Origin of the sequence: Streptococcus mitis, assembly GCF_946190375.1 — a bacterium.
GTDB lineage: Bacteria > Bacillota > Bacilli > Lactobacillales > Streptococcaceae > Streptococcus > Streptococcus mitis_CJ.
Window position 1 is genome coordinate 1 of sequence record NZ_CAMIAF010000008.1, and the last position, 12,615, is coordinate 12,615.

Consider the following 12,615-nt stretch of genomic DNA (forward strand, 5'->3'; position numbering starts at 1 on the left):
ATTATCAAGCATTATTTTACCTCATCTCTAGTATAACAAAAAAGCCATCAATTTGATGACTTTTTCAGTAGGCTCTCCTGAATGGGATGGCTTTTTTCTTTTCCTCATCAAGAATGGCTTTTCACCATATAAAAAATGCTTTGATCCACAATGGAATCAAAGCATTTTAAAGAGTTCGCCAAACATAAGCGCAGAAGCTGCAGTTCCTCTGTACTTGGCTTCTTCTCTTTTGATAAAGCGAGCCAAGTTGAGCAACTCAGGTGCCGGATGTTTAGGATTTAGGAGCAATTCACGATTGACTAGACCCGAGAGACGGACTGCCAGCAATTGCTCATTTGTAGAAGGCAGTTTTTTTGCAGTCTCTAGGAGAGCAGCAACTAAATCTTCACTCAAATCATGGCGAGCATGATTGTAAAGATCTTTTACAAGACTTTCTAGGTTTGGTTCTACCATCCCTACCACCTCCCTTATGGTTTAATAACTTTTAATCAAATCAACCGTTGAACGATCCAATTTTTTCACCAAGGCTTGTAAGAAAGCTTGCGCTTCTAGGAAGTCATCCATTGCGTAGAGGGTTTGGTGAGAATGGATATAACGAGCACAGACTCCGATTGTTGTAGATGGGACACCGCCATTTTTCAAATGAGCTGCGCCAGCGTCTGTTCCGCCTTTACCACAGTAGTATTGGTACTTGATTCCAGCTTCTTCAGCAGTTGTCAAAAGGAAATCCTTCATTCCTGGAAGAAGCAAGTGACCTGGGTCATAGAAACGAATCAAGGTTCCATCTCCAATCTTGCCTTGACCACCGTAGACATCACCTGCTGGTGAGCAGTCAACTGCTAGGAAAACTTCTGGGTCAAACTTGGTTGTAGATGTATGAGCACCACGGAGACCAACTTCTTCTTGGACGTTAGAGCCAAGATAGAGTTCATTGCCAATTTTTTGACCTGACAGAGCTTCCGCCAACTCGCTAACCATGAGAACCCCGTAGCGATTGTCCCAAGCTTTTGAGATGATATTTTTTTCATTGGCTGTCAAGATTGCAGAACTATCTGGTACGATGGTGTCGCCAGGACGGATGCCAAAGCTTTCTGCCTCAGCCTTGTCCGCAAAACCACCATCAAAGACGATATCTGCAATAGCAGGCATAGTTGGTCCACCCTTTCCGCGAGTCAAATGTGGAGGGACAGAACCCGAAATCACAGGAATTTCACGACCATCACGAGTAAAGAGTTTAAAGCGCTGGCTACTAACCACCATAGGATTCCAACCACCAATCTCAACGACACGGAAGGTACCATCTGGCTTAATCTCGCTGACCATAAAACCAACTTCATCCATATGAGAAGCGACCAAGACGCGCGGTGCATCCGCAGCTTCTGAATGTTTAATCCCGAAAATACCACCCAAGCCATCTGTCACCACTTCATCCACATGCGGTGTCAACTTTTCACGAAGATAAGCACGGACAGGTGCTTCATGACCTGAGATAGCAGCAAGTTCTGTTACTTCTTTGATTTTTGAAAATAATGTTGTCATTTCAGTTCCTTCTTTCTTTCATCCATTTTACCACTTTTTATAGGAGAAGGATAGCGGGAAGGTGGATTTCTAAATTAGTATCTTAGTCTTACTGTATCTTAGAAAAAGCTTGTATTTTCTTGCATGTGAGGTGAAATCTAAGAACTATTCCAAGACCAACCAAACTATTAATTCCCAAATAAAAAACAATCCAACGCTATATTTGTTCAGTTTTTCATGAAATTTGCAGAAAATAGTTGACTTTCCCTTCCTCTTTCTTTAAAATAGTACAAAACTAGGAAAAGGAAAAAATCATGACCAAAACAATTCTTGTTACAGGTGGAGCTGGCTACATTGGCTCCCATACCGTTAAAGCTCTTTTAAATGCTGGCTACCAGGTGCATGTCCTCGATAATCTCTCTACAGGAAATCGTTCGGCTGTGGATAGTCGTGCTAGCTTTAAACAACTGGATGTTTATGATGCTAGTGCCCTAAAAGCTTACTTGGAAGAAAATCAAATTGATGCTGTTCTTCATTGTGCAGGTGAAATTGTTGTGAGCGAAAGTATTGAAAATCCAAGCAAATACTTCACTGCCAATGTTGCTGGTATGAACCAAGTTCTCAAAGTCTTATCTGAAGTTGGCATTCAAAAAATCATGTTCTCTTCAACTGCATCTCTCTATGGTAATAACTGTATTGACAAGCCAGCGACTGAAGACACCCTGCTTGATCCTGTCAACCCTTATGCAGAGACAAAACTGATGGGTGAACGAATGATTTACTGGATGGCCAATCGCTACGACTGGAAATATGTCATTTTCCGTTACTTTAATGTAGCTGGGGCTGAAATGGATGCTTCAAACGGTCTGCGTGTGAAAAATCCAACTCACATCATTCCTAACATCAACAAGACTGCATTGGGACAAAATGATAGCCTAAAAATATTTGGAGATGACTACGATACACGTGACGGTTCATGTATTCGGGATTACATTCATGTCTTGGACCTTGCACAGGCACATGTTAAAGGGATGAATTACCTCTTCCAAGAAGACAGTTCTTCTCAAATCTTTAACTTAGGAACTGAGAAAGGCTATACTGTCAAAGAAATCTTTAAAACTGCTGAAGAATTACTGGATCAAAAAATCCCACACGAGATTGTTGCTCGTCGTGCTGGTGACCCAGCTAGCGTCCTAGCAGACGCATCAAAAGCTAAACAATATCTTGACTGGCAGGCTAGCTACTCCCTCGAAGATATTATTTTATCAGACTATCGTTGGCGTGTTAAAGAGGGGAAAAATATTTTGGAATAAGATAACAGAGGAGAAAGTCCTAGTGCTCTCTCCTTGTTTTATTCATTAAATTGTCAGAAAATTTATTGACAGATTAAAGAAATCGTGTTACAGTAATATCCGCAGGTATCTTTCGATACCAAATCTACATGAAAGGACGGGGTATGAAACTTTCTCATTATTTAATTGGCTTACTTTTACTCCTAGTCTTTCTCTCTATTAGCATTGGAACCAGTGATTTTTCATGGGGAAAACTCTTTGCTCTGGATCATGAAACTTGGCTTCTCTTTCAAGAGTCGCGTCTTCCAAGGACGATTAGTATTCTCCTGACCGCCTCTAGTATGAGTATGGCAGGTCTGCTCATGCAGACTATCACTCAAAATCCGTTTGCTGCTCCAAGCACAGTTGGGACTACTGAAGCCGCCAAACTAGGAATGGTATTGAGCCTCTTTGTCTTTCCGTCGGCTAGTCTGACCCAAAAGATGCTCTTTGCTTTTGTCTCATCCATTTTATTTACCCTCTTCTTCCTGGCCTTTATGACTATTTTTTCTGTAAAGGAAAGGTGGATGTTGCCTCTGATTGGGATCATCTATAGTGGGATTATCGGTTCCGTGACAGAAGTTATCGCCTACCGTTTCAATCTGGTTCAGAGTATGACAGCTTGGACCCAGGGCTCCTTCTCCATGATTCAGACCCATCAGTATGAGTGGCTCTTCTTAGGCCTCATTATCCTGATTGCCGTTTGGAAATTGTCCCAAACTTTTACCATCATGAATCTGGGCAAGGAAACCAGTGAGAGTTTGGGGATTTCTTACTCCCTACTTGAAAAACTGGCCCTCTTTCTGGTTGCGCTAACGACAAGTGTCACCATGATTACTGTGGGTGGCTTGCCATTTCTCGGAGTTATCGTTCCCAATCTTGTTCGCAAACGCTATGGAGATAATCTGAGTCAAACCAAACTCATGGTCGTACTGGTTGGTGCCAATCTAGTTCTGGCCTGCGACATTCTCTCTCGAGTCTTGATTCGGCCCTATGAGCTGTCTGTCAGCCTCTTGCTAGGAATCATCGGCAGCCTCGTCTTTATCCTACTTCTCTGGAGAGGGGGACTAAAAGATGCCGTCTAAAAGCAAACATACTAAGCTATTCTGGCTTCTCATTATTCTTGCCATCGGAGCTTGTCTTCTCTACTTTTGGCCCATTACTCACCTGTCAGCCTTTGCTTGGAAGTTGCGTTCCCAAAAGGTTATCGTTTATCTCTTGGTAGCCATCGCGACAGGGATTTCGACCATTAGTTTTCAAACCCTAACGGAAAATCGCTTCCTGACGCCAAGTATTTTGGGAATCGAATCCTTCTACGTCCTACTACAAACTCTGCTACTGGTTTTTGAAAGCAAGTTTCTTCAACTTGGGAAGTCTCCTATCTTAGAATTCCTAGTTTTGCTTCTGCTTCAATCCCTCTTCTTTCTTGCCTTACAAGGCTACTTGAAGACACTGATGAAGCAAGATCTGGTCTTCATCCTGCTGATCTGTCTAGCCCTCGGAAGTCTCTTTCGAAATATCAGTACCTTCCTTCAGGTCCTGATGGATCCAAACGAATACGATAAACTGCAGAACAGTCTCTTTGCCTCCTTTCAGCATCTCAACACTTCCATCCTAGCCATTGGTTCTCTGATTATCCTTGCTTTGACCATCTTTTTCTTTCGGAAAGCAGTCATTCTGGATGTCTTGCACCTACAAAGAGAAACGGCTCAGATATTGGGACTCGATGTTGAAAAAGAACAGAGAGAACTCCTCTGGGGCATCGTGCTTTTGACTTCAACGGCCACTGCCTTGGTAGGGCCTATGGCCTTCTTTGGCTTTATGCTGGCCAACCTCACCTACCTGATCGTCAAAGATTATCGGCACAAGTTGCTCTTTATCGTGGCCATTCTGGTTGGATTTATCAGTTTGACCTTGGGGCAAGCCCTGATTGAACGAGTCTTTGCACTAGAAATTCGCATCAGCATGATCATCGAGAGCGTGGGTGGCTTCTTATTCTTTATCTTACTTTATAGGAGGGCGCGTCGGTGAAACTGAAAAACATTGACAAATCCATTCAAAAACAGGATATTTTGCAAGGCATTTCGCTTGAAGTCAGTCCTCAGAAACTGACAGCCTTCATTGGTCCAAATGGTGCTGGAAAATCGACTCTCCTCTCCATCATGAGCAGACTGACCAAGAAAGATCAGGGAATTCTCAGTATCAAAGACCGTGAAATCGAGAGTTGGAATTCGCAAGAACTAGCCCAAGAACTGACTATCCTAAAGCAGAAAATCAATTACCAAGCCAAATTGACGGTGGAAGAACTGGTCAGCTTTGGACGTTTTCCCTACAGTCGAGGTCGACTGAGACCAGAAGATTGGGAAAAAATCCGAGAAACTCTGGACTATCTGGAACTGACCAACTTAAAAGACCGCTACATCGATAGCCTGTCTGGAGGCCAGCTCCAACGGGTCTTTATAGCTATGGTACTGGCCCAGGATACAGACTTTATCTTGCTAGACGAACCACTCAACAATCTCGATATCAAGCAAAGTGTCAGTATGATGCAGATTCTCAAGCGACTGGTGGAGGAACTCGGCAAGACCATTATCATCGTCCTCCACGATATCAACATGGCCAGCCAGTATGCAGATGAAATTGTCGCCTTCAAGGACGGCCAAGTCTTTAGCAAGGGAAGAACCGATCAAATCATGCAGTCTGATCTGCTCAGTCAACTCTATGAGATTCCCATCACGCTAGCTGATATCAATGGCAAAAAGATCTGCATCTATAGCTAGTAACATAGAAGCTCAAGTTAGAGAACCTTCAGTCTCTTAGTCAATAATACCTAGAGACTCCCTAAATCGTTATCACATTTTAAAAAGGAGAAATTATGAAAACATCCCTTAAACTTTACCTCACTGCCCTAATGGCTAGTTTCTTGCTCCTACTTGGTGCATGTAGTACAAACTCAAGTACCAGCCAGTCGGAGACAAGTAGCTCTGCTCCAACAGAGGTGACCATTAAAAGTTCACTAGATGAGGTCAAACTTTCAAAGGTTCCTGAAAAGATTGTGACCTTTGACCTTGGCGCTGCTGATACTATTCGCGCTTTAGGTTTTGAAAAGAATATCGTCGGAATGCCTACAAAAACCGTTCCAACTTACCTAAAAGACCTAACTGGAAAAGTTAAGAATGTTGGTTCTATGGTTGAGCCAGACCTAGAAGCCATTGCTGCCCTTGAACCAGATTTGATTATCGCTTCACCACGTACCCAAAAATTCGTAGATAAGTTCAACGAAATCGCTCCGACTGTTCTCTTCCAAGCAAGCAAGGACGACTACTGGACTTCAACTAAGACCAACATTGAATACTTAGCAAGTGCCTTCGGCGAAACTGGTACACAGAAAGCCAAGGAAGAATTGGCCAAATTAGACAAGAGCATCCAAGAAGTCGCAACTAAAAACGAAAGTTCTGACAAAAAAGCCCTTGCTATCCTCCTCAACGAAGGAAAAATGGCAGCCTTTGGTGCCCAATCTCGTTTCTCTTTCTTGTACCAAACCTTGAAATTCAAGCCAACTGACACTCAATTTGAAGACTCTCGCCACGGACAAGAAGTCAGTTTTGAAAGTGTCAAAGAAATCAATCCTGACATCCTCTTTGTCATCAACCGTACCCTTGCCATCGCTGGGGACAACTCAAGCAACGATGGCGTCCTAGAAAATGCCCTTATCGCTGAAACTCCTGCCGCTAAAAATGGTAAGATTATCCAACTAACACCAGACCTCTGGTATCTAAGCGGAGGCGGACTTGAATCAACCAAACTCATGATTGAAGATGCACAAAAAGCCTTGAAATAAGCAACTTCAAACTCAATCACATCTTTACATGATAAAACGCATCCTATCAAGCTCACTCAAACCTGATAGGATGCGTTTTTATCATTTCACTAAAATATTTTTGTCCAGCCTCATTCCCCTTCTTGATTCCGTTTAAGGGAAAAATGGTCTGGGACGGGGTCCTTACCTGTTTTCGACCAGGGATGGCAACGTAAAATCCGAGACAAACCCATCAAAGCACCCTTGAAGCCATGTTTTTCAATAGCCTCAATCATGTAGTTGGAACAAGTCGGCTCAAAGCGACAAGAGGGTGGAAAGGCTGGTGAGATAAACCGTTGGTAAAAGCGCACAGGCGCTATTAAAATTCGTTTCATTATTTCTTGGTTACAGCCATGGTGTGTAGTTGGCTGATTTCTTTTTTATTAAGACGACGGGATTCTCCTGGACGGAGTCCTGTCAAGTCTAGATGTCCAAAACGGGTCCGTGACAACTTGTCCACTTGGAGACCGACAGCTTCGAACATCTTTTTAACCTGGTGGTTACGCCCTTCATGGATAGTCAACTGCACCACAGAGCGGTTTTTAACTGGGTCCACTTTGAGAATCTCATAGACAGCCGGCTTGGTTTTCTTGCCATCAATCTCAAGTCCACGGGTCAAGGGGCGGAGATTATCCTTATTGGCCACACCTTTAACACGCGCGACATAAACCTTGTCAATCTCATTACGAGGGTGAATCATTTCATCCGTAAAATCCCCATCATTGGTCAAAATCAAGACTCCTGATGTATCCCAGTCCAAACGACCTACAGGGTAGATGCGCTCTTTCACGTTGGGCAAGAGGTCGACAACCGTCTTGCGGCCCTTGTCATCTGTCACACTGGAAATGACACCGCGTGGTTTGTTAAGCAGATAATAGACCTTTTCTTCGTTGTAGATAGGTTGGCCTTCAACTTCAACCTTATCGCCTGACTTGATGGTCGTTGCTAGTTCACGTACCACTTGACCATTAACCGTCACCAAGCCTTGCTTGATCAGCTCTTCTGCTTTTCTCCTACTGGCCACACCTGCGTGGGCAATATACTTATTGATTCTCATCTTCTTCTATCCTTTCACCAAATAATTGGCTTTCTTGGGTTTGAATATCAAGCTCATCAATCACTGGTAATTCTTCCAAATGATTTATCCCCATGTAATCTAAGAAATAATCTGTTGTCACATAGAGGTTGGGGCGTCCCAACACTTCTTTTTTCCCGTCTTCCTTTATCAGGTCAAAAGCCTGCAATTTTGCCAAGGCCCCACTCGAGTTGACTCCACGGATGGCATCAATTTCTATCCGCGTAATCGGCTGCTTATAAGCAATGATGGACAAGGTCTCAAGGGCAGCCCGAGATAAACTCTGGTTGATAGGTGCCTTAGAGTATTCCTTCAAAATCTCTGCAAATTGAGGCTTGGTCACCAATCTATAAGCGCCCCCTGTCTCAATCAGAGCCAAACTGGAATCTGGGTCCTTTTCATACTTCTGGGCTAATTTTTCTAAACTCTGTTGGATGCCTGTCGGTGGTAGAGAGAGGAGTTCAGCTAACTGGCGGACTCTAATCCCATCTTCACCCGCTACAAACAATAGCGCTTCTATTTTTGCTAAAGTACTCATCTTTCCTCTCTATCAAGTCTAGCTTTGGGCCACTTGACTTTCTTCCTTCTTTTCCATGAGATAGATATCTCCGAAATTCTTTTCTTGCACGAGGATTAGCTCCTGGGTTTTGATTAACTCTAAGGTCGCCAAAAAGAGGGTGATGACCTCTTGGACATTCTGGGCTTCCTTAAACAAATCCTGCAAGCGCAACTGATCTCGTCCAACCAAGGACTCTTTCACGATAACCATCATGTCCTCAATCTTATACTCATCCCGCAAGATAGTCGTGTGATTTTGTGCAAACTCCTCTTTTTTCTTGGCTAGGATATTTGAAAAAGCCAAAAAGAGGTCAATGGTCGTCTTGTCATGCACAAGCTCCGCATCTTCGTAAATCAACTCTGTCGGCGCTTTGGAATAGTGCTGGGCCCGTTCTTGGTGCTTGGCTTCCAAGTGCTCACCCAAGAGCTTGAATTTGCGGTATTCTTCGATTTGAGACAGAAGATCCTGCTCCAGGTCATCCTCCAAGTCTGTCACTTCCGCTACCTTTGGAAGAAGCTTGCGGCTCTTGATCAGCATGAGCTGACTGGCCATGACCATGTACTCGCCCGTCACTTCCAGACGCATGGCCTGCAGGGTTGAGACATAGGCTAGATACTGTTCGATGACTTCCGTAATAGGCACATCGTAGATATCCATCTGATACTTAGAAACCAGATGCAAGAGCAAGTCCAGGGGCCCTTCAAAATCTTTTAATTTAATATCCATTATCTATATTTTTCTAAGGTCAGGACTGTTTTTAATCCTAATTTTTTTGCAATTTCGTACAAATCGACCTTGTTTTCAATTTGTCGTAGAATGAACTGTTCCCGCAAGGCTTGGGCTGATAAGGTTGAGAAACCTTTCTCCTTGACAAAAGCTTCTAACTGACGGAAGGCCCACTGACGAGAATAGGCTTTCCCTCCCCTTTCAAAGAGATAGGTCTGGCCCATCAAGGGTTCCAACTCTGAAAGCAAGGTCGTGGGAATGGTGACAATCCTCTGTTGGGAAGCCTTCTTGATTCGCAACACTTGAAAGTCCAGATTGATATCCGCAACCTTGAGAGCTAAAATCTCACTCGGCAAGAGCCCTATTTCTAGGATTAAGAGCGCTAGCAAGCGACCCTCTGGAACGTCACTTTCTTGCCAAAAAGAGTCTAGGTCTAACAGTTCTGGCTTTTCGGTCTTCTTTTCAGCTTGTTTAGCTAATTCCAAGCGGTAAAAGCTATCCACTTCTCCTTTTTGATAGAGAAAGTAGAGAAATTGGTTACAGGCCGAAATCTTTCGCTTCTGGGCGCTGATTTTTAGATTGGCTAGCTGGGCTTGGTAAATCTTGAGACTAGTCTCAGAAATCCGATCGCCCACAATGTCTAAAAATTGCTCCAAATCATACTTATAGGACTGCTTGGAATTGGCAGACAGACCCTGCTTTTCCTCTAAAAAGGCTGAAATCCTATCTCTCATTTGCATCGAATCTCATATTCCTTACTAAAGTCATGCAAGAGGGCATTCACTGCCTTGAGGATAGACTTGCGCGTGATAATTCCTTGGAAAATACCAGACGCATCCACAACCGGCAAGAAGGACTCATCTACCAACTTGTGCAAGACCTCTGTAATAGTAAAATCAGGCGAGACAACCGCTACGTCCGTTCTCGTCATATGAACGATATCCGTATCTGCCATGATTTCTTGACTCAAGTCATGCTCCATCTGGTAAGCCATAATATCTCTGAGCCCAATCGTCCCAACAAAGTGTTTTTCATCTGTCACAACAGGAACACGGGTATAGGTCATCTGACTGAGCAAGAGGGTCGCGTGATCTGCATTGTGGGTATCAATCAACACAGCTAGATTTTCAGCAGGGGTCAAAAAAGTTTCTTCTTGTCCCAACAAGAAAGTCTCAAACTCCTTGGCAATCATCGGCTAAACTCCTTGGACAAGCCCGGATACACCTCATGGTCTCGTGTCAAAAAGTCCACTTTGAAATAACTGTCATCAATCTCCACACGAGCATAGAGACATTCTCTGACGGTCCCGCGTGGTTGACTGATGGAACCTGGATTTAGAAAGAGGGTCTTGTCTTCCATCCAAGCACTTGGCACATGCAAGTGACCATAGAGACAGATATCGGCCTCTTCTTCCTGAGCCCAGTAGTCCAACTTTTGAAAGTTGAAATTGATGTCAAACAAGTGACCATGGGTTTGGATAATCTTGGTCGAACCAAGCTCAGTCACCAAACGTTCTGGGTAACCTGCATAGAAGTCCATATTCCCTTTAACAACACGGATGCCTTCCCAAAGGGGAGAATCAGGACGCAGTTCAGAATCACCGTTATGAAAAACGGCATCAACTTTGCCTAGATAGCGATCACGGATTTCTTCCACAATCAAGCTATCGCCATGAGAATCGCTCATTACAATGATGGTTTGCTTTGCCATGATGGAAATACCTCCAAAAGTTTCTTAACGGCCAAGGCACGGTGAGATTGACTATTTTTTTCTTCAAGGGTTAATTCAGCTGAGGACTTGCCTGTCTCTCCTACAAGGAAGAGAGGATCGTAACCAAAGCCATTTTCACCCTTAGGTTCAAAGTTAATGTAGCCTGGCCAGTCTGCTTCAACAACCAAGCTTTTCTTGTTTGGACTGGCTACGACTAGGGTTGTATGGAATTGAGCCGAGCGGTCCTTGAGTTCAAAGACCATGGCCAATTCGTGCAAGAGTTTGGCATTATTTTCACGGTCAGTAGCTCCCACACCTGCGAAACGAGCTGACCAGACACCTGGCAAGCCACCAAGGACATCGACTTTGAGACCTGAGTCATCTGCCAAAACCATCTTGCCCGTTAATTGAGAAATGGTTTCTGCCTTGAGACGGGCATTTTCTTCGAAGGTCATGCCTGTTTCTGCTACTTCAGGCAAGTCAGGATAGTCATTAAGATTTTCCACATCGTAGCCTAGCTTGTCAAAGATAGCACGGAATTCCTTGGTCTTGCCCTCGTTACGAGTCGCAATCAATAAGGTTTCTCTGACCTTGCTTGTCTCAAAGAAATCATGAACATTGACCCCTTCTTTAGGCAATTCTACATGCAGGAGTTGCCCATTTTCAACCAAGAGCAAAGCCCCCTGACGTTGGATGACTTCCAAGTTACGTCCTGCTTCTTGGTTGAGGATATCTACCACAAAAGACAATAAACGGTAGAGGGAACCATAGCGTAAAACAATCACAGAAATAGGAAAACCTTGTTCCTCATTTCGAAATCTTTGGGCAAACTCAAATAGAGGAAAATCCAAGTCATCACCATTCAAAGTCCGGACACCACCAAAAATACTATAGTTTCCAACATACCAGTCATGGTCATCCTTGTATTCATAAATTTTATTTGTCATAATTCTACATGCTCCACATGAATCTCTTTTTCCAGCCATTCTTCACCAATTTGTGCAAAACTTTGGCTGCTGGCTGTTGTGTAAAAACGGTGATGGAGTGGTCCGGCATCGCGACCACGATTGATTTCAAAATAATTAAGTAAGACTGAGATATCCCGTACGCACTCTGCCCCACTATCGATGAGCTGAACCTTGGGTCCCATGACATTTTGAATAATGGGTCTTAGGAGTGGATAATGGGTACAACCCAAAATCAGGCTATCCACCTTTCCAACCAAGGGACGTAGGGTTTCATAGACCACTTTCTTGGTAACACTGGTTGACAGGGCACCCGACTCCACCAAGGGAGCAAACTTGGGACAGGCCAAACTCTCCACCTGTAAGTCCGGATCCAAATCATGGATTTTCTGACGGTAGATGTCTGATTGTACCGTCATGGGTGTTCCAATCACTCCGATTTTCCCACCTTGACTGGACTTGATAGCTGCCGAAGCTCCTGGCAAAATGACACCTAGGACAGGAATATCTAGTTGAGCCTTGATTTCTTCCCAGACGACCGCAGTCGCAGTATTACAAGCAATGACAATCATCTTAACATCCTTGGTCAAGAGAAAGTTGACCAACTGCCAAGTATATTCACGAATTTGCTCAGCAGGACGGGGCCCGTAAGGCGCCCGTGCCGAATCTCCAATATAGACGATTTCTTCATGGGGAAGCTGGCGCATGAGCTCGCGCACAACGGTCAAGCCCCCGACACCCGAATCCAAAAAACCAATTGGTCGATTATCCATACAGTCTTCTTTCTAGTCTTTTTTCTGATTGATAGTTCATTATGATTACCGTTCCTTATGAACTGAATAATGACAGCCTAAGCAACAACTATCTCTCTT

At 43.9% G+C, this 12,615-nt stretch carries 16 protein-coding genes; 5 read left to right on the forward strand and 11 right to left on the reverse strand.

All coding sequences use genetic code 11. The features are described 5' to 3' along the window. Positions 1–156: 156 nt before the first annotated feature. Entirely contained in the window at positions 157–453 is a 297-nt protein-coding gene (locus tag N8M09_RS04720; RefSeq protein WP_261064168.1) for a bacteriocin immunity family protein, read from the reverse strand. Between the two features lie 21 nt (positions 454–474). Beyond that, entirely contained in the window at positions 475–1,539 is a 1,065-nt protein-coding gene (gene pepA, locus N8M09_RS04725) for a glutamyl aminopeptidase (protein ID WP_261064169.1), read from the reverse strand. A gap of 293 nt (positions 1,540–1,832) precedes the next feature. Here pepA and galE point away from each other — a divergent pair, with 293 nt between their 5' ends. The 5 genes from galE (at position 1,833) to N8M09_RS04750 (ending at position 6,690) form a co-directional block, all read left to right on the forward strand. Continuing rightward, positions 1,833–2,831, forward strand: a complete 999-nt coding sequence (gene galE, locus N8M09_RS04730; RefSeq protein ID WP_261064171.1) for a UDP-glucose 4-epimerase GalE — start codon at positions 1,833–1,835, stop codon at positions 2,829–2,831. A 143-nt stretch (positions 2,832–2,974) separates the two neighbouring features. Then, positions 2,975–3,934 (forward strand): ABC transporter permease, encoded by a 960-nt coding sequence (locus tag N8M09_RS04735; RefSeq protein ID WP_261064172.1) that lies wholly within the window; start codon positions 2,975–2,977, stop codon positions 3,932–3,934. Next, positions 3,924–4,880 (forward strand): iron chelate uptake ABC transporter family permease subunit, encoded by a 957-nt coding sequence (locus N8M09_RS04740; RefSeq protein ID WP_261064173.1) that lies wholly within the window; start codon positions 3,924–3,926, stop codon positions 4,878–4,880. Before N8M09_RS04735 ends, N8M09_RS04740 begins: the two co-directional genes overlap by 11 nt. After that, positions 4,877–5,629, forward strand: a complete 753-nt coding sequence (locus N8M09_RS04745; protein WP_261064175.1) for an iron ABC transporter ATP-binding protein — start codon at positions 4,877–4,879, stop codon at positions 5,627–5,629. Before N8M09_RS04740 ends, N8M09_RS04745 begins: the two co-directional genes overlap by 4 nt. A gap of 95 nt (positions 5,630–5,724) precedes the next feature. Beyond that, the gene (locus tag N8M09_RS04750) at positions 5,725–6,690 is read left to right on the forward strand and encodes a siderophore ABC transporter substrate-binding protein (RefSeq protein ID WP_261064177.1); all 966 of its coding nucleotides are present in this window, start codon (positions 5,725–5,727) and stop codon (positions 6,688–6,690) included. A 110-nt stretch (positions 6,691–6,800) separates the two neighbouring features. Here the strand turns inward: N8M09_RS04750 and yidD are convergent, their stop codons facing one another. From yidD to racE, 9 genes are read right to left on the reverse strand one after another with little or no spacing between them, the layout of a single operon-like run. Continuing rightward, a complete protein-coding gene (gene yidD / locus N8M09_RS04755) occupies positions 6,801–7,043 on the reverse strand; it encodes a membrane protein insertion efficiency factor YidD (protein ID WP_261064179.1) in 243 nt (80 codons plus the stop codon). Beyond that, entirely contained in the window at positions 7,043–7,765 is a 723-nt protein-coding gene (locus N8M09_RS04760; RefSeq protein WP_001222228.1) for a pseudouridine synthase, read from the reverse strand. Before N8M09_RS04760 ends, yidD begins: the two co-directional genes overlap by 1 nt. Next, positions 7,752–8,321: an SMC-Scp complex subunit ScpB gene (gene scpB, locus N8M09_RS04765; protein ID WP_261064181.1), complete on the reverse strand. Its 570-nt coding sequence runs from the start codon at positions 8,319–8,321 to the stop codon at positions 7,752–7,754. Before scpB ends, N8M09_RS04760 begins: the two co-directional genes overlap by 14 nt. An 18-nt stretch (positions 8,322–8,339) precedes the next feature. Beyond that, on the reverse strand, positions 8,340–9,068 hold the full coding sequence (locus N8M09_RS04770; RefSeq protein ID WP_261064183.1) for a segregation/condensation protein A: 729 nt from the start codon (positions 9,066–9,068) through the stop codon (positions 8,340–8,342). Further along, positions 9,068–9,802 carry a site-specific tyrosine recombinase XerD gene (gene xerD, locus N8M09_RS04775; protein WP_314726050.1) on the reverse strand — a complete coding sequence of 245 codons (735 nt, stop codon included), beginning with the start codon at positions 9,800–9,802 and terminating at the stop codon, positions 9,068–9,070. Before xerD ends, N8M09_RS04770 begins: the two co-directional genes overlap by 1 nt. Beyond that, positions 9,799–10,260, reverse strand: coding sequence for a cyclic-di-AMP-binding protein CbpB (gene cbpB / locus N8M09_RS04780; protein ID WP_000560711.1), 462 nt, complete (start codon positions 10,258–10,260; stop codon positions 9,799–9,801). Before cbpB ends, xerD begins: the two co-directional genes overlap by 4 nt. Continuing rightward, positions 10,257–10,778: a metallophosphoesterase gene (locus tag N8M09_RS04785; protein WP_261064187.1), complete on the reverse strand. Its 522-nt coding sequence runs from the start codon at positions 10,776–10,778 to the stop codon at positions 10,257–10,259. The genes cbpB and N8M09_RS04785 overlap by 4 nt, the downstream gene beginning before the upstream one ends. Continuing rightward, positions 10,754–11,725, reverse strand: a complete 972-nt coding sequence (locus N8M09_RS04790) for a nucleoside-triphosphate diphosphatase (RefSeq protein ID WP_261064189.1) — start codon at positions 11,723–11,725, stop codon at positions 10,754–10,756. The genes N8M09_RS04785 and N8M09_RS04790 overlap by 25 nt, the downstream gene beginning before the upstream one ends. After that, positions 11,722–12,516: a glutamate racemase gene (gene racE, locus N8M09_RS04795; RefSeq protein ID WP_000370376.1), complete on the reverse strand. Its 795-nt coding sequence runs from the start codon at positions 12,514–12,516 to the stop codon at positions 11,722–11,724. The genes N8M09_RS04790 and racE overlap by 4 nt, the downstream gene beginning before the upstream one ends. Positions 12,517–12,615 lie beyond the last annotated feature (99 nt).

Coding starts and splice junctions, on each gene's coding strand:
- N8M09_RS04720 (WP_261064168.1), bottom strand. CDS start 453: ATGGTAGAACCAAACCTAGAAAGTCTTGTAAAAGATCTTTACAATCAT.
- cbpB (WP_000560711.1), bottom strand. CDS start 10,260: ATGATTGCCAAGGAGTTTGAGACTTTCTTGTTGGGACAAGAAGAAACT.
- N8M09_RS04785 (WP_261064187.1), bottom strand. CDS start 10,778: ATGGCAAAGCAAACCATCATTGTAATGAGCGATTCTCATGGCGATAGC.
- N8M09_RS04750 (WP_261064177.1), top strand. CDS start 5,725: ATGAAAACATCCCTTAAACTTTACCTCACTGCCCTAATGGCTAGTTTC.
- N8M09_RS04790 (WP_261064189.1), bottom strand. CDS start 11,725: ATGACAAATAAAATTTATGAATACAAGGATGACCATGACTGGTATGTT.
- yidD (WP_261064179.1), bottom strand. CDS start 7,043: ATGAAACGAATTTTAATAGCGCCTGTGCGCTTTTACCAACGGTTTATC.
- N8M09_RS04735 (WP_261064172.1), top strand. CDS start 2,975: ATGAAACTTTCTCATTATTTAATTGGCTTACTTTTACTCCTAGTCTTT.
- N8M09_RS04740 (WP_261064173.1), top strand. CDS start 3,924: ATGCCGTCTAAAAGCAAACATACTAAGCTATTCTGGCTTCTCATTATT.
- pepA (WP_261064169.1), bottom strand. CDS start 1,539: ATGACAACATTATTTTCAAAAATCAAAGAAGTAACAGAACTTGCTGCT.
- xerD (WP_314726050.1), bottom strand. CDS start 9,802: ATGAGAGATAGGATTTCAGCCTTTTTAGAGGAAAAGCAGGGTCTGTCT.
- galE (WP_261064171.1), top strand. CDS start 1,833: ATGACCAAAACAATTCTTGTTACAGGTGGAGCTGGCTACATTGGCTCC.
- N8M09_RS04760 (WP_001222228.1), bottom strand. CDS start 7,765: ATGAGAATCAATAAGTATATTGCCCACGCAGGTGTGGCCAGTAGGAGA.
- N8M09_RS04770 (WP_261064183.1), bottom strand. CDS start 9,068: ATGGATATTAAATTAAAAGATTTTGAAGGGCCCCTGGACTTGCTCTTG.
- scpB (WP_261064181.1), bottom strand. CDS start 8,321: ATGAGTACTTTAGCAAAAATAGAAGCGCTATTGTTTGTAGCGGGTGAA.
- racE (WP_000370376.1), bottom strand. CDS start 12,516: ATGGATAATCGACCAATTGGTTTTTTGGATTCGGGTGTCGGGGGCTTG.